Annotated in this window: 14 protein-coding genes, 1 tRNA gene and 2 pseudogenes; 10 read left to right on the forward strand and 7 right to left on the reverse strand. The window is 66.1% G+C overall.

Features of this window, described 5'->3' with window-relative positions; genetic code table 11:
• Together COGEMETH_RS15130 and COGEMETH_RS15135 are read right to left on the reverse strand one after the other, a co-directional pair.
• A pseudogene (locus COGEMETH_RS15130) lies at positions 1–217 on the reverse strand (hypothetical protein); the annotation flags it as partial.
• 63 nt (positions 218–280) lie between these two features.
• The gene (locus tag COGEMETH_RS15135) at positions 281–1576 is read right to left on the reverse strand and encodes an MFS transporter (protein ID WP_238183434.1); all 1296 of its coding nucleotides are present in this window, start codon (positions 1574–1576) and stop codon (positions 281–283) included.
• A 163-nt stretch (positions 1577–1739) separates the two neighbouring features.
• Here COGEMETH_RS15135 and COGEMETH_RS15140 point away from each other — a divergent pair, with 163 nt between their 5' ends.
• Positions 1740–1958 (forward strand): hypothetical protein, encoded by a 219-nt coding sequence (locus tag COGEMETH_RS15140; protein WP_238183435.1) that lies wholly within the window; start codon positions 1740–1742, stop codon positions 1956–1958.
• Positions 1959–2231: 273 nt separating this feature from the next.
• On the opposite strand, the gene COGEMETH_RS15145 is transcribed toward COGEMETH_RS15140, so the two are convergent.
• Positions 2232–2510 (reverse strand): hypothetical protein, encoded by a 279-nt coding sequence (locus tag COGEMETH_RS15145; RefSeq protein WP_238183436.1) that lies wholly within the window; start codon positions 2508–2510, stop codon positions 2232–2234.
• 433 nt (positions 2511–2943) lie between these two features.
• Here COGEMETH_RS15145 and COGEMETH_RS15150 point away from each other — a divergent pair, with 433 nt between their 5' ends.
• The 7 genes from COGEMETH_RS15150 to COGEMETH_RS15180 all read left to right on the forward strand — a co-directional run bounded on the left by COGEMETH_RS15150 (position 2944) and on the right by COGEMETH_RS15180 (position 10383).
• Complete coding sequence (locus COGEMETH_RS15150; RefSeq protein ID WP_238183437.1) at positions 2944–3687, forward strand: sigma-70 family RNA polymerase sigma factor; 744 nt, start codon at positions 2944–2946, stop codon at positions 3685–3687.
• Positions 3688–3836: 149 nt separating this feature from the next.
• Positions 3837–4499 (forward strand): 2Fe-2S iron-sulfur cluster-binding protein, encoded by a 663-nt coding sequence (locus COGEMETH_RS15155; RefSeq protein ID WP_238183438.1) that lies wholly within the window; start codon positions 3837–3839, stop codon positions 4497–4499.
• A gap of 79 nt (positions 4500–4578) precedes the next feature.
• On the forward strand, positions 4579–5562 hold the full coding sequence (locus tag COGEMETH_RS15160) for an FAD binding domain-containing protein (RefSeq protein ID WP_238183439.1): 984 nt from the start codon (positions 4579–4581) through the stop codon (positions 5560–5562).
• 36 nt (positions 5563–5598) lie between these two features.
• Positions 5599–7824: a xanthine dehydrogenase family protein molybdopterin-binding subunit gene (locus tag COGEMETH_RS15165; protein ID WP_238183440.1), complete on the forward strand. Its 2226-nt coding sequence runs from the start codon at positions 5599–5601 to the stop codon at positions 7822–7824.
• Positions 7825–7884: 60 nt separating this feature from the next.
• Positions 7885–9414: a class I adenylate-forming enzyme family protein gene (locus COGEMETH_RS15170; RefSeq protein ID WP_238183441.1), complete on the forward strand. Its 1530-nt coding sequence runs from the start codon at positions 7885–7887 to the stop codon at positions 9412–9414.
• Positions 9415–9477: 63 nt separating this feature from the next.
• Complete coding sequence (locus COGEMETH_RS15175) at positions 9478–10278, forward strand: glycosyltransferase family 2 protein (protein WP_238183442.1); 801 nt, start codon at positions 9478–9480, stop codon at positions 10276–10278.
• A 13-nt stretch (positions 10279–10291) separates the two neighbouring features.
• A tRNA-Ser gene (locus COGEMETH_RS15180) sits at positions 10292–10383 on the forward strand.
• Between the two features lie 153 nt (positions 10384–10536).
• Here COGEMETH_RS15180 and COGEMETH_RS15185 read toward each other — a convergent pair.
• A pseudogene (locus COGEMETH_RS15185) lies at positions 10537–11184 on the reverse strand (plasmid pRiA4b ORF-3 family protein).
• Here COGEMETH_RS15185 and COGEMETH_RS15190 point away from each other — a divergent pair.
• Both COGEMETH_RS15190 and COGEMETH_RS15195 read left to right on the forward strand, forming a co-directional pair.
• Positions 11119–11427, forward strand: a complete 309-nt coding sequence (locus COGEMETH_RS15190; protein ID WP_238183443.1) for an MBL fold metallo-hydrolase RNA specificity domain-containing protein — start codon at positions 11119–11121, stop codon at positions 11425–11427. The pseudogene COGEMETH_RS15185 and the gene COGEMETH_RS15190 overlap by 66 nt on opposite strands.
• 399 nt (positions 11428–11826) lie before the next feature.
• Positions 11827–12492 (forward strand): metallophosphoesterase family protein, encoded by a 666-nt coding sequence (locus COGEMETH_RS15195; RefSeq protein WP_238183447.1) that lies wholly within the window; start codon positions 11827–11829, stop codon positions 12490–12492.
• Between the two features lie 176 nt (positions 12493–12668).
• On the opposite strand, the gene COGEMETH_RS15200 is transcribed toward COGEMETH_RS15195, so the two are convergent.
• The 3 genes from COGEMETH_RS15200 to COGEMETH_RS15210 all read right to left on the reverse strand — a co-directional run bounded on the left by COGEMETH_RS15200 (position 12669) and on the right by COGEMETH_RS15210 (position 14162).
• Positions 12669–13175, reverse strand: a complete 507-nt coding sequence (locus tag COGEMETH_RS15200) for a 2OG-Fe(II) oxygenase (RefSeq protein ID WP_238183444.1) — start codon at positions 13173–13175, stop codon at positions 12669–12671.
• Between the two features lie 159 nt (positions 13176–13334).
• The gene (locus COGEMETH_RS15205) at positions 13335–13886 is read right to left on the reverse strand and encodes a 2OG-Fe(II) oxygenase (RefSeq protein ID WP_238183445.1); all 552 of its coding nucleotides are present in this window, start codon (positions 13884–13886) and stop codon (positions 13335–13337) included.
• Between the two features lie 15 nt (positions 13887–13901).
• A complete protein-coding gene (locus COGEMETH_RS15210; RefSeq protein ID WP_238183446.1) occupies positions 13902–14162 on the reverse strand; it encodes a hypothetical protein in 261 nt (86 codons plus the stop codon).
• Positions 14163–14586: the final 424 nt, after the last annotated feature.

Raw genomic sequence — 14586 nt, forward strand, 5'->3', positions numbered from 1 at the left:
CCAGGAGATCGCGCCCGCGCGCCGTGACGCGCAGCCAGGGCTCGCCGCCTTCGGCCTGCGTCGCCCGCGCGACGGCGGCGCCCCCGGCCTCGATCCGCGCCGCGATGCCGGGCGCGGACAGCAGCGTGGCGCCGGCCCAGATCACGCCGAGGACGGGCAGGCCGAGGAGCCAGCCGTGGGAGCGCCAGGAGGCAGGATTGGGACGAGGCAGCGGCACGACGGGGTCTCGGGGCGCGATGGACCGCTCGGAGGCGGCCGAGATCACCCCGTCTTCACGGCATCATGAAGGCTTTTTGCCGGACGGCCCGGCCACGCCCTTGACGGCCAGCGACAGGCCGAGGTTCAGGGTCGCGACCGCGAGCAGCACGAGGAGCAGGGCGTCCGGCCCCAGCCATTCCGAGACGGCGCCGCAGACGAGCGGCGTCACCGCCTGCCCGAAGAGCGGCAGGCGCGCCAGCCGGCCCATCACGGCGGCGTATTCGTGCTGGCCGTAGAGGGCGAGCGGCAGTGTGCCGCGCACCACCGTCCGCATCCCGTTGCCGGCGCCGTAGAGGACGACCGCGAGCCACGCCAGCGCAGGGTCGAGCGCCAGCAGCAGCAGGCCGAGGGCGACGGTGCCGGCCGACATCAGCAGGGCCCAGTAAGGATGCGCGCGCCGCCCGAAGGCGAGTTCCACGATCCGGACGCCGACCTGCGCCGGGCCGATCAGCGCGCTGAGGGCAACGGCGGTGCCGGCCGCGACGCCCTTGGCCTGGAGCAGCAGGAGCAGTTGCACCGAGATCGCCGTCATGATGACCGCCGCCGCGGTGAAGGTCACGGCGAGCAACCGCTCGCCGGGCAGGCGCGCCGGCGCCGCCAAGGCCGCGGCCGGGCCGGCGACGCCCGCCGCCGGCGGAGGTGCGACGGGCGTCGCGACGAGGCGTTGGCGGGGGATCGCCCAGGCGTAGAGCGGGGCCACGATCAGGGCCGCCAGCCCCGCATAGACGAGGCAGGCGCCGCGCCAGCCGACCTGTCCGACCAGGAAGTTCGTCGCCGGCCAGCAGACGGAGATCGCGAAGCCCGATGCGATGGCGATCTGCGTCATCGCCCCACGCGCGGAGGCCCCGTACGCCTGGCCGATGGCCGCGAAGAGCGGATCGTAGAGGCTGGCCGCCATGCCCAGCCCCATGACGACCCAGGCGAGGAGGAAGACCGGCAGGCTGGTCGAGAACGCCAGCAGGACCTGGCCCGCCGCGATGACCAGGGCGCCCGCCACCAGCACCGGCCGCCCGCCGTGGCGGCGAATCATCCGGCCGATCCAGGGCGCGGGCAGGCCGGAGACGAAGATCGCCAGCGACAGGGCCCCCACCACGATCCCCTGCGGCCAGCCCGTGGACCGGGTGATCGGCTCGGCCAGGACGGCGATCAGGAAGAAGGTGCCACCCCACAGCACGATCTGCGTGAAGCCCAGGGCCGCGTTGCCCGCGAGCGTCGGCGCGGCCGGAGACTGCGCGACGCGGTCGGGTGAAGGCTCGGGCACGGTGACGATGCTCCCTGTGGCGCTCGGGTCCGTGTCGAGGACCCTCGCGGACGCCATCCCGCATGCCGGGCCTCACGGGCGCGGGCAAGGGCGCGACCATGCGCCCCGTGCGCGGCAGCCCCTTCGACGCGGGGCGGCAAGGACCCACGTCGAACGGCTACGGACCTCGGGGGCCTTCGGCGCGTTGGTCCACGATACACCGAGCTTCGGGACAGCCGTCATGGACACGAATCGTTTGGCCGTGACGGAAATGGACCTCGCGTCCGCCGATCGCCTCTGGCGGACCGCGATGAACCGGACGCTCGGACCGGACGCGGTCCTGCTCCACGGCTTCGGCCCCGGTGGCGAAGGCGAGCCGGGCAGCAGCATCCGCCGGACCTTCGAGGCACGAAGGACGGCGGTCGCGGCGTGGCGGCACGCGCGCCGCGCCGCGGCTTGAGGCATCCCCTACCGGAGGTGGACGCCTGGCCGGGGCTGCCACTCTGACGCGACGGGTGGAAATCGCGCCGGTCACCCGGGCCTGAAAAGCGGAGTGTCTCCCACAAATCGACCGTTATGCCGTCTCGGCCGGCGGGCCGACTTCGTCAGATCGGAAATTCTGCGCGGTGCATTCGGCAGGCTGGCGCGGCTTCGCGCGCGCCGGCCTGCAGGAATCCTCTCGACGGCGCATCATCGTGTCCCGCCAAGCGCAGCACGCTCCGCGGGGCGATGCTCAGGTCCGGGCCGCCATCATGTCGTGCGTCAGCACGGTGAGCTTGCCGATCAGACCGGTGATGTCGGCCCCCTTGCACGACCACTGGGTTCCGATCCCCTCCCCGTTCGCCGAGACCGAGACCACGGCGACCGAGCGGAGCTTGCCCTCGCGGGCCAGGGCGAGCTGGTCCTGCAGCACCTCGATGACCGAAGCGATGTTCTCGTCCGCCACCGCGGGGGCGGGCCGCGCCGGAAACGTCACCACGTCCGCGCCCTTCGTCTGCTTCCGCCTGCTCATCCCAACCGCCTCGCACATCGCCTCACGTTGCGTGTGATCTGCACGGAGCTTTGGGGCGGAGTGTGGCAGCTTGTCCGTGACGGTCGTCACGGCGCCGCGGTGTGGCGCGTCGGCAACGCTCCGGACGACGCCGCGCCACGCCTCCGACCCTGCCGAGATCCGCAATTCCGGGCCGGCGCGCCTGATCCGGACGATCCCCGACGGATCGTCGACCGCTGCCGGTGGATCGCGCGACACGCCGACATGGCCTGCATGCGCCGCGACGGAAGCGGGAACGAAGCGACGCGCCCGTCAGAAGTCTTGTATTTCGTATACGGCGACGCGGCTTCCGGCCGGCGCCGTAACCTATGTTGCTGCGGTCCGCGCGCCATCGCGCGAGAAGGCTCGGCGGCTCCGACGGCCGCCCGATCCGACCCCGCGCGAACGAGATACGATGCCAGGCACGAAGGATGTTCCGGATTGCGCAACGCCGGGCCCGGCCTGGAATCCGTCGCAGCCGATCCTGCCCGAGACCGTCCGGAACCATCTCGGCGACCGGCTGAAGGCGGCCTATGCCGACCTGCGGCAGGTGCCTCCACCCGCCCGCATCGCCGACCTCGTCGCCCGTCTCGACGCGTCGCTGGCCGCCGCCCAGGGGCGCGACGAGGGTGCGTTCCGGTCCGGTCTGCTGGAGGCGGTGCCAAGCCTGCACAACTTCGCCGTCTCGCTGACCCGCAATCCGGTCTCCGCCGACGACCTCGTGCAGGACACGCTGCTGCGGGCGTGGCGCAGCCGGGGGAGCTTCCAGACCGGGACGAACCTCGGCGCCTGGCTGTTCACCATCATGCGCAACGGCTTCTACAGCGTCCACCGCAAGCATGCCCGCGAGGTCGCCGACACGGACGGCGAGCATGCGGCGCGCCTCGCCACGGCACCGGCCCAGGGCGGCTATCTCGATCTCCAGGACGTGCAGAGGGCGCTCGGCTGCCTGCCGGCGCCGATGCGGGAGGCGCTGATCCTCGTGGCCGTGGAGAACGTCTCCTACGAGGAGGCGGCCACGATCCTGGACTGCCGGATCGGCACGGTGAAGAGCCGGGTCTGGCGGGCGCGGGAGCAGCTTGCTCAGGCGCTCGGCTATACCGGTGCCGAGGTCGGCGCGGACCGCGTCACCCTGTCGGCCCTCTCCGCCGGCGCGTGATCCCCCGCGCCGATGCGGCGCAGTCTGGAACGGATCGAAATCCGATCCGGTCGCGTTGGCATCCCGACGTTTCGAAAACGAATTCGGGAGCGGCGTCGCGCGTGTCCGGCCATGGCCGGAGGCGGCGCCCGCAGGTCGGGACCGCGGACATGCACGACAGGAATCCGGACAAGGGTACGGCCTTGACCCGCCGGGCGGTGGTGGAAGGCTGCGCCGTCGCGGCCGCATTCGGCGTGACGGGCCTCGGCCTCCAGGGCACGCCCGCCTTCGCGCAGGCCGCGCCGGGCGATCCGGCGCCACAGACCATGCCGATGCGGCTGACCATCAACGGACAGGCGCGCGACCTCGTCCTCGACACCCGCACCACCCTGCTGGACGCCCTGCGCGAGCACCTCGACCTCAACGGCACCAAGAAGGGCTGCGACCACGGCCAGTGCGGGGCCTGCACGGTGCTGGTGGACGGGCGCCGGATCAATTCCTGCCTGACGCTCGCGGCCATGCACGAGGGTGATGCCATCACCACGATCGAGGGGCTGGCGGACGGCGACGCCCTGCACCCGCTCCAGGCGGCCTTCCTTCACCGCGACGGCTTCCAGTGCGGCTACTGCACGCCCGGCCAGATCTGTTCGGCCGCCGGCATGCTCGCGGAGGCGAAGGCGGGCTGGCCGAGCCACGTCACCGGCGACATCACGGCCAAGGCCTCGCTCACCGATGCGGAGATCCGCGAGCGGATGAGCGGCAACGTCTGCCGCTGCAGCGCCTATCCGAACATCGTCGCGGCCATCCGCGACGCGGCCGGCACCGATCTCTGAGCCGGTCTTTTCGCGGCTCGACACCCCATTCCTCCATCGCGACGCCCCCAGTGCGACGCGGCCTGGAAAGAGGCCCCCCATGAAAGCCTTCAGCTACGAGCGCCCGGCCAGCATCCAGGACGCGGCACGCCTCTCCGCCGAGCGACCGGACGCGAAGTTCATCGCGGGCGGCACCAACCTCCTCGACCTGATGAAGCTCCGCATCGAGACGCCGGCGACCCTCATCGACGTCAACCGCCTGCCCCTGGCCGAGGTGGCCGACACCACGGACGGCGGCCTGCGCATCGGCGCCCTGGTGCGCAATGCGGATCTTGCCGCGCACCCGCGGGTCCGAAAGGACTACGCCGTCCTGGCCAAGGCCCTGCTCGCGGGCGCCTCCGGCCAGCTGCGCAACAAGGCGACGACGGCGGGCAACCTGCTCCAGCGCACCCGCTGCTACTATTTCTACGACACCGCGATGCCCTGCAACAAACGCGAGCCGGGCTCGGGCTGCGCGGCCATCGGCGGGTTCAACCGGATCATGGCCGTGCTCGGCACGAGCGAGGCCTGCATCGCCACCAACCCCTCCGACATGAACGTGGCCTTGCGGGCGCTCGACGCGACGGTCGAGACCCTGTCCGCCGAGGGGCGCGCGCGGCAGATCCCGATCGCCGCCTTCCACCGCCTGCCGGGGGACACGCCGCAGGTGGAGACCAGCCTGGAACGGGGCGAGATCATCACCGCCGTGACGCTGCCCAAACCGGTGGCGGGCGTCCACATCTACCGCAAGGTGCGCGACCGCGCCTCCTATGCCTTCGCCACGGTCTCGGTGGCCGCCATCCTCACCAAGGGGGACGGCAAGGGCAATGGTGGGATCGGGCAGGCCCGCTTCGCCTTCGGCGGCCTCGCCCACAAGCCCTGGCGGGTGGAGGAGGCCGAGGCCGCCCTCGTCCGCACGGGGCAGGCGGATGCCGCCGCCGACGCGGTGCTGCAGGGCGCCCGCGGGTACGGCAGCAACGACTTCAAGATCCCGCTCGCCCGGCGGACCCTGCGCGCCGTGGTGGCGGAAGCCGCCCGCGCCTGATCTCCGACCGCCCTCCAAGACCCAGGACACGCCGCCATGGAGATGAACCAGCCGATCGGCCACACGCCCCTGGACGGGAAGCCTGAAGGCCTGCTCGGGCGCCCGATCGACCGGATCGAGGGCCGGCTCAAGGTCACGGGTCAGGCGCCCTACGCCTACGAGACCCGCGAACTGAAGAACCCGGCCTACGGCTTCATCGTCACAGCCGGCATCGCCGCGGGTACGATCCGCTCGATCGATACGCAGGCCGCGCGGACGGCGCCGGGCGTCATCCACGTGATGACGCACGAGAACGTGCCGGCGCAGGGCGAGAAGAAGGAGCAGGTCTGGCCGCAGCTCGCCGGCCGGGAGGTCCGCTTCTACGGTCAGCCGGTGGCCTTCGTCGTGGCCGAGACCTTCGAACAGGCCCGCGCGGCAGCCGGACTCGTCACGCTCACCTACGACGTGGCCAAGCCGAAGGCGTCGCTGCGGGCCGCGATGCCTGAGACCTACAAGCCCAAGCCCGCTCAGACCGACCCGGATTCCGCGCTCGGCGATTTCGAGGGCGCCTTCTCTGCGGCGGCCGTGAAGCTCGACGTGGAATACACCACGCCTGCGCAGATCCACGCGCAGATGGAGCCGCACGCCACCATCGCCTCCTGGGAGGGCGACCGCGTCGTCCTCTTCACGGCGAACCAGATGCTGAACCGGGGCCAGAAATCCCTGGCCTCCGTCCTCGGCCTGCCGCCGGAGAACGTGCGGCTGGTGAGCCGCTACGTCGGCGGCGGCTTCGGCTCCAAGCTCCAGGCGCTCCCGGAGGCGACGCTGGCCGCCCTCGCCTCCAAGGTGATCCGGCGTCCGGTCAAGGTCGCCCTCACCCGGCAGCAGGAGTTCCATGTCGGGACGCACCGCACCGACACGATCCAGCGCATTCGCCTGGGTGCCGACAAGGACGGCCGGCTCGGCGCCATCGCGCACGAATCCTGGTCGGCGGCTGCCGAGGGCGACCAGTTCTTCGAGACCTCGGCCAACGTCACCCGCTCCCTCTACGCCGCGCCGAACCGGATCACCCGTCACCGGATCGCCAACCTCAACACGCCGATCGCCTCGGCGATGCGCGCCCCCGGGGAGGCCGTGGGCCAGCTCGCCTTCGAGTGCGCCATGGACGAACTCGCCGAGCATCTGAGCCTCGACCCGATCGAGCTGCGGGTGCGCAACGAGCCGGCCGAGGACCCGGAGAAGAAGGTGCCGTTCTCCGTGCGTCAGCTCGTGCCCTGCATGCGCGAGGGCGCGCGCCTGTTCGGCTGGGACAGGCGGCAGGCCCCGGCTTCGACGCGTGAGGGGCAGTGGATGCTCGGCATGGGCATGTCGGCCGCCGCACGCCTCAACCCCCTGATGCCGTCCTCGGCCGCCATCCGCCTCGGGCCGGACGGCATCCTGACCGTGCGGATGGCGATGACCGACATCGGCACCGGCACCTACACCATCCTGGCCCAGATCGCGGGCGAGATGCTGGGCCTGCCGATCGAGCGCATCCGGGTCGAACTCGGCGACACCGCCTTTCCCGCGGCCTCCGGCTCGGGCGGCTCCTTCGGTGCGGGCTCGGCGGGCTCTGCGCTCTACGTCGCCTGCGACGAACTCCGGCAGACGCTGCTCAAGGCCGCCGATCTGAACCCGGAAGGCGCCGTGTTCGCGGACGGCCGCGTGGCGTCCGGCAATCGCTCGGAAGCTCTGGCCGACCTCGCCGGCGCGAACGGGATCGAGGCCAAGGGCGAGATCAAGCCCGGCGAGATGAAGCAGAAGTATTCGCAATACTCCTTCGGCGCGCATTTCGCCGAGGTCGGCGTCGATGCCGACACCGGCGAGATCCGCCTGCGGCGCATGCTCGGGGTCTTCACCGGCGGCCGCATCCTCAATGCCAAGACGGCCCACAGCCAGGCCATCGGCGGCATGACCTTCGGCGTCGGCGCCGCGCTGATGGAGGAGGCCGCGATCGACCCGCGCTACGGTAGCTTCGTCAACCACGACCTCGCCGAGTACCACGTGCCGGTCCATGCCGACATCCCGGCCATCGACGCGGTGTTCCTGCCCGAACTCGACGACAAGGCGAACCCGCTCAAGAGCAAAGGCCTGGGCGAACTCGGCATCTGCGGCGCAGGCGCTGCGGTGGCCAACGCCGTCTACAACGCCACCGGCATCCGCATCCGCGAGTATCCCCTGACCCTCGACAAGGTGCTCAAGGGCTTCGAGGAGCAGGAGGCACGGGCGCAGCGGCGCAGTTGACGCAATCTGCGGGAGGGGCAAACACCGTCAGCATCGATTGACCTGACGCCGGAAGCGCCCGTGTCCGACGACCGCCACCCGCCCGCCCGCTTCAACGCGGCCCGCTACTGCCTCGCCGACAATGCCCGCCTACGGCCGGACAAGGCGGCCCTGGTCATGGCGGGCGCGGACGGCGTCTCGACCCTGAGCTTCGCCGAGGCGGACCGCGCCGTGCGCGGCATCGCCGCCGGCCTCCTCGGCCTCGGCTTGGAGCCCGGCGCGCGGGTGATGATCCGCATGGGCAACGATGCGGACTACGTCCTCACCTATTTTGGGGCGCTGGCAGCGGGCCTCGTCGCCCTCCCCTCCTCGCCGCAGCTGACGCCGGCGGAGGCCGCCTTCCTGATGGAGAATTCGGGCGCTGCCGCGGTGGCGATCGGCGGTGGCTGCTCGATCGATCCCGCGGATCTCGGCGACCGCATCCTCCTCGACGCCGCGGCCATCGCCGCGATGAAGGCGGGTCCGCCGGTGGCGGACTACGCCGACACGGCGGCCGACGACCCCGCCACGCTGGTCTACACCTCCGGCACCACCAGCCGGCCGAAGGGCGTCCTGCACGCCCACCGCACCATCTACGGGCGCAGGCCGATGCTGGCGCACTGGCTCGGGCTCTCCGAGACCGACGTGATGCTGCATGCCGGCACCATGAACTGGACCTACACGCTCGGCGTCGGCATCACCGACCCCTGGGCGGTGGGCGCGACCTCCGTGCTCTACGACGGCCCCCGCGACCCCGCCGTCTGGCCCCGCCTGATCGCGGCCCACCGGGCGACGGTCTTTGCCGGCGTGCCGAGCCTCTACCGGCAGATCCTGAAATACGCCGACCTTGCCGGCCACGACCTCGCCAGCCTGCGCCACGGCTGCACCGCCGGCGAGCCGCTTCCCCCAGACCTCCTGGACGCCTGGACGAACGCCACCGGCAAGCCCCTCTACGAGGCGCTGGGCATGAGCGAGATCTCCACCTACGTCTCCAGCGGGCCGACGATTCCCGTGCGCCCCGGCTCCCCCGGCCGGCCCCAGCCCGGCCGCCACGTGGCGATCCTGCCCGTCGAGGGCGCGCCCGAGCCGCTGCCGGCCGGGGAGACCGGCCTGCTCGCCGTCCACTGCACCGAGCCCGGCCTGATGCTGGGCTATTGGAACCGCCCGGACGAGGAGGCGCAGGTGATGCGCGGCGACTGGTTTGCCGGCGGCGACCTCGCGCGCCTCGACGCGGACGGCTACCTCTGGTTCGAGGGCCGCAACGACGACCTGATGAACGCGATGGGCTATCGCGTCTCCCCCAACGAGGTCGAGGGCGTGCTGGCCGGGCACCCGGACGTGGCCGAGGTAGGCGTGGCCGAACTGGCGGTGCGCGCCGACGTGCGGGTGATCTGCGGCTTCGTCGTGCTCCGGCCCGGCGCGTCGCCGGACGCCGACGCCCTGCTCGCCTGGTGCGGGGAAAAGCTCGCCGCCTACAAGCGCCCGCGGGAAATCCGTTTCCTCGAAGCCCTTCCCCGCACCGCCAACGGCAAGGTCCAGCGCAAGCGCCTGGCCGAGCAGGCGGACGCCTGAACGCAATGCTTGTCCCGGTGGCGCCCGCCCGATAGGGGGGAGACCCCTGAGCGCACCGGACAGATGCAGCTTTCCGTCTTCATCATCGCCCGCAACGAGGCGGACCGCATCGGCGCGACGATCCGTGCGGTGCGCGACCTGACCGACGACCTCGTGGTGGTCGATTCCGGCTCCACGGACGGGACGCAGGCGCTGGCGGAATCGCTCGGTGCGCGGGTGATCCACAACGACTGGCCGGGCTACGGCCCGCAGAAGCGCTTCGCCGAGGAGCAGTGCCGGCACGTCTGGCTGCTCAACGTCGATGCCGACGAGGTCGTGCCGCCCGATCTCGCGGCCGACATCCGCGCCCTGTTCGCCGCGGGCGAGCCCGCAAGACCCGCTTGGCGCATCGGCATCGCCGAGATCTTCCCGGGCGAGGGAAAGCCCCACCCCTGGGCCTACACGCTGACGCCGGTGCGCCTCTACCGCAAGGATCGCGGGCGCTACTCGCCCTCGCCGGTGCACGACCGGGTGGACCTCCAGCCCGGCATCGAGGCGGGGCGCCTGAAGGGGGTGATCCACCACTTCTCAGTGCGCTCGCTCGGCGACCAGCTCGACAAGCTCAACCGCTATTCCGACCAGCAGGCCGACGACCTGGAGGCCCGCGGCGTCGCGATCCCGAGCTGGCGCATCTTCGTCGAGCTGCCGGGCAATTTCCTCAAGGCCTATCTCGGCCGGCGCCACTTCGTGCGCGGCGTCTACGGCTTCCTCACCGCGATGAACTACGCCATCTCCCGGCACCTGCGCGTCGCCAAGCACTACGAGCGCCGCCGGCTCGGCCCGCCCCCGCCGACGCGGGTTGACCGGCCGGATGCGACCTTCTAGATCGAGTTCCGCTGGAGACGTGGCCGAGCGGCTGAAGGCACTCGTTTGCTAAATGAGCATACCCCGAAACGGGTATCGAGGGTTCGAATCCCTCCGTCTCCGCCAGTTGCTTTCCTTAAGTCACTGTGCGAGTTGTGTTTTTGGGGCTAGGCCAATGCGCCATCCCACAGCGTAGCCCACATTTTGTACGGGCTTGCATCGCATATCGCTGGACGTCACTGGACGAATGGCATGACCGCCGACTTCAGCTCTGCCGCCCTACGCTTTTGAGATAGGCCGCCCGACCAAGCGTTCGCCGTCGGGCCAGATTGCAGCAACGATCTCGGCCTCACCGATGTCATCGGGATCGTAGCGGCCGCCGTACCATGCCAGCATGGCCTTATGCTCTCGATGGCGTGGTCGGGTGATCGCTTGAACAAACTCCTCGTAGCCCGGCACACCGCCGACATCTTCGGGCGGGACACGTCGCACGCCGGAGAGAAAGCGCGGGTAGTTCGTCGTCGGATCGGCCGCCTCCACGGCCTGAGTTGCAACCTCGTGACCCCAGTCGTCGCCGAAGTCTTAGGTGTAACTGAATCACTCGATCCCGCGCTCGATCAGAGTAGCGAGTCGAATCGCCTTCTCCGAGCGATTGGGCCGCAGCCCACCCCACTCGGGGTCGGGCACCCCGTAGCGCTCCTCACTCACTTCGAAGAAGTGCAGGTGGTAGCCCTCCGAGCCGAAGGCTGGCTGTATCACATCGGGTAGCGCCTTAAGCGTCGCAGTCAGCCGCTTTTCAACCTGCCGCCAGATGGTAGGCTTGATGCCCTCGAGGCTAATTCGCTGCCGGGCGAGCTGGTCATGCTCGCCGACATCGACGCACTCAGCCCTAAAGTGTGTACGAACGCGCGGGTGATCTGGTCGCAGTGGGACGGGTACCTGCTAGGGGACTCAGGCGCGAAGCTGAAGGGCGACCTCGCCGAGCGCAGAATTGGATTGGACGTGATCCATACCTCCGGTCATGCCAGCATCGACGAACTGCGCCGGCTCGTTGACGCTTTGCAGCCCCGCGCGCTCGTGCTCGTGCACACCTTCGCGGGCGACCGCTTCGGCGGGCATTTCCGGCCGAGCGTGACGCGCCGTGCTGATGGCGAGTGGTGGAACGTGTAGCCCTCGGAATCATCGGTCGCCCCACCGGCCGACTAGGGGTCGCGAGCAAGCGCGTGATCTGCTGACGGTCGTAGTTCGACATGTGCTGCAATGACGCGCGTAGCGTCTGATGGTGTGGGTTAAGATCGGCGAGTGAATCAAAAAAAAGCGTGAGAAGGTGCTGAACGACAAACAGTGCGAGTGGAGCGCCTCAGGCCGCTCGAAGCGTGAGGGACGAAGTCATCATGGTCTGCGGTTGTTCGTTAATTCCCTCGCTTGTCAAAGGATTGAGCAGAAATCTTGCCGACATCCAATAATTTTTGACCGTTTTGTACGTCATCAGTATTTATGAGACAAATGCGCGACTTAAGATTCGCTACCCAGTCGAAAACATCAAAACAATCGCTCTTCGAGCCAGAAATGATCGAGGGCCCTATCTATGCATGCGGGGACATCCATGGACGCCTGGACCTACTCGAAAAATTCCTTACATGGGTTGGCGACGATTCCTCCGGCTCATCAACGGTCGTGTTCCTCGGGGACTATGTGGATCGTGGCCCACATTCCCGTGGCGTGATCGAACGACTGATGGCCGGCCCTACCCGCTCGGGCGAGCGGTGGTACCCCATCAAGGGCAACCATGAGTCCCTCTTGGTTTCAGCTTGGCTGGCCCCCCAATCGAGGCACGCAGAGATGTGGCTGATGTGTGGAGGGTCTGCGGCTTTGCGCTCATATAGCAACGAAGCCGACATCAGAGACATACCTGAAGAGCACGTCCGATTTTTAGACAGCCTACCACTAGGATACGATGACGGGGAGCGTCTTTACGTTCACGCGGGCGTCCGACCCGGCGTGCCTATGTGGGCGCAAGCTGCCCATGATTTACTATGGATTCGGGATCCATTTCTTGGCGAGCCTCACGACATTCCACGTCTCGTTATCCACGGCCATACGCCGCGCGACTTGCCGGATATCCGTCCTTGGCGTGTTGGATTAGACGTAGGAGCATATCGAGCCAACCGGCTCGCAGCAGCTCGGTTTCTCCCGGGAATCGCCGAGCCACGCTTCTGGCTGAGCGAGCCTTAAAACGCTATTGACCCAAATTCCGTGCTAAACTCCAGTAACCTCAAGCCTATGTCAGCAGAATCAAGATTAATAAACAGGAGTTTCTGTCACATTCGTACCCAGGATCATCCTATGAAAATTTTCGCTTACACAGCGACAGCTATTCCCGCCTAGCGAACTAACGCTTCGGAAGCCATCTAGCAAACTGTTCCTCCAAGAGTTATTGCCATTGTTCGCCTCACTCCCTTCGAGACCGGCGAAACGCTATGAAAGCATTGGCCCGTACTACCAAATACTGGCAGCGTAGATACTGGAAAAATCAGGAGATCGCCGAGCCCCAACTTGGTTCTTGTAATAAGCTCTCGATCATCTCCCTTGATGATTTCGAGAATAAAATCACCACCATCATACTCAGACGGGTCGCTCAAACCTAATATGGCCTGAAACGGGAAAAACACACCCGCAATATCATCAGAATGCGGTTCAAGGCCGTGACCCTTTTGATATTCTATGACTGAAACTGCACGATGCGACGACAATTTTTTACAGATACCGCGATACAAGTTATACTCGTTTGGATATGGGGACATTTTCTTTCCATTTTTTTGGGCAAACCATTTTAGCCAGTCATTTGCGGGCGGCATAAGATATATGTAGAGAAGTTCAATAAGTACATCAATATTCCAGCGACTTGCTTCATTCACCGTTCGAATTAGACAATTTCGTCCCGCCTCTGATACCACTCTAGCAGTACGATCAAACCCGACTCCCTTCGTAAAATCTCGGGCTATTTTATGGCATGTCTCTTTAGAGACGTATGCGCGCTTTAGCTCATATCCGGTTGTCCAAATCGGGAATACCATTTAGCACTCTTTTTGATAGGAAAGTGGTACTCGATCCCAGAAATTAACTACGATACTTAAGCGTCTTCCAGACTCGACCTTCTCAACGCCATGTCTTGTTCCCCCAAAAAAAAGCGCAAGCCTATTAGCGCGTGGTTTTATTATGACCCCGTCCTCAAAAACAAGGCTGCCGCCTCTCACATTGCTCACGGCGACGTAGTAGACGCAAGTGAGCAACGGCGAGATGATTCTTCTGGTTCTCTTATAGAGAGCTTCGTCGATGTCGCTATGGAATGACATCGCATCGCCTGACGCAATGTCGTTGGACCAATATTCAAAACCCGCAACATCGTCGGTGTTGATCTTGAAACTATTGATGATAAATTCGATCAAGCCTGCTATGGGCAACTTGGAGGACTCGATCTGAGTTGCTTCGATCCAATTATAAGAACCGTGCCGCGCTTCGCTTCGAATGGCTCCGATGCTAACAGCCGCCTCCTCCCCAAAGGGAGAAGGCAAAAAATCATCAACAATTACGACTGCCGGTACATCGAATTGAAGCTTCTTTATCATAGCAACTGCCGGTAGCTACGAAGTCACATGCCACAAAGAACGGCACTTGCCAGTCGAGCTTGGAATTGGCGTGCCCAAATACCAACTTGTATCAATCGCGTCGACAATCTCTGGATCATTTTTATTATACACCGCCTCCGTTGTAGTGCGGCTTCTTTTGTCGGAGCTTTCAACCAGCACTTCGGTGTCTTCTAGATCGAAGTGTTTGTGCAAAAGATTGACGCCAAATCTTTCCACCTTCCCGTGCTTCTCTAGAACCTTTTTGATCTCGGCCATGCATTCTAGATCGGTTGAGTCGAGGGGGGAAATTTCTTCAAAGTCTTGCGGCGCAAACTTTGCGGCAGAAGTCGCTAGCATTTCTCATCCTTTATGATTTTACAGCTCGAAATGACGATATCAGGCCGATTAACAAGATGGCTTAGGCTGTAAGCTTTCAAAGTTCAGCGCTGTCAAGCCATTCTCCTCGGAGCTTAGGCAGATTTTTGTTGAGGTCAAGCCGACGGGATAAATTCATTGATAGGTTTGATGTAGGGCACATTATAGGCTTGCCCTACACAAAAACGTCCACGTTCGAGTGATTAAGCCTGTTGAAAGTGGCTTGAACTCAGAGATTCTCCTAGGTAAATGCAATAAATCAAAATCATATACAACGAATTTATATTGAAAGATGAAGCTACTGCTAAGTGAGAATGTTGTGTAC

This window comes from Methylobacterium trifolii, assembly GCF_022179685.1.
Taxonomy (GTDB): domain Bacteria; phylum Pseudomonadota; class Alphaproteobacteria; order Rhizobiales; family Beijerinckiaceae; genus Methylobacterium; species Methylobacterium trifolii.

Excerpts from the sequence above, each read along its gene's own strand:
- COGEMETH_RS15210 (WP_238183446.1), bottom strand. The coding sequence starts at position 14,162 with ATGGCCGAGATCAAAAAGGTTCTAGAGAAGCACGGGAAGGTGGAAAGA.
- COGEMETH_RS15190 (WP_238183443.1), top strand. The coding sequence starts at position 11,119 with ATGCTCGCCGACATCGACGCACTCAGCCCTAAAGTGTGTACGAACGCG.
- COGEMETH_RS15155 (WP_238183438.1), top strand. The coding sequence starts at position 3,837 with ATGCACGACAGGAATCCGGACAAGGGTACGGCCTTGACCCGCCGGGCG.
- COGEMETH_RS15150 (WP_238183437.1), top strand. The coding sequence starts at position 2,944 with ATGCCAGGCACGAAGGATGTTCCGGATTGCGCAACGCCGGGCCCGGCC.
- COGEMETH_RS15140 (WP_238183435.1), top strand. The coding sequence starts at position 1,740 with ATGGACACGAATCGTTTGGCCGTGACGGAAATGGACCTCGCGTCCGCC.
- COGEMETH_RS15195 (WP_238183447.1), top strand. The coding sequence starts at position 11,827 with ATGATCGAGGGCCCTATCTATGCATGCGGGGACATCCATGGACGCCTG.
- COGEMETH_RS15165 (WP_238183440.1), top strand. The coding sequence starts at position 5,599 with ATGGAGATGAACCAGCCGATCGGCCACACGCCCCTGGACGGGAAGCCT.
- COGEMETH_RS15145 (WP_238183436.1), bottom strand. The coding sequence starts at position 2,510 with ATGAGCAGGCGGAAGCAGACGAAGGGCGCGGACGTGGTGACGTTTCCG.
- COGEMETH_RS15205 (WP_238183445.1), bottom strand. The coding sequence starts at position 13,886 with ATGATAAAGAAGCTTCAATTCGATGTACCGGCAGTCGTAATTGTTGAT.
- COGEMETH_RS15135 (WP_238183434.1), bottom strand. The coding sequence starts at position 1,576 with ATGGCGTCCGCGAGGGTCCTCGACACGGACCCGAGCGCCACAGGGAGC.
- COGEMETH_RS15160 (WP_238183439.1), top strand. The coding sequence starts at position 4,579 with ATGAAAGCCTTCAGCTACGAGCGCCCGGCCAGCATCCAGGACGCGGCA.
- COGEMETH_RS15175 (WP_238183442.1), top strand. The coding sequence starts at position 9,478 with ATGCAGCTTTCCGTCTTCATCATCGCCCGCAACGAGGCGGACCGCATC.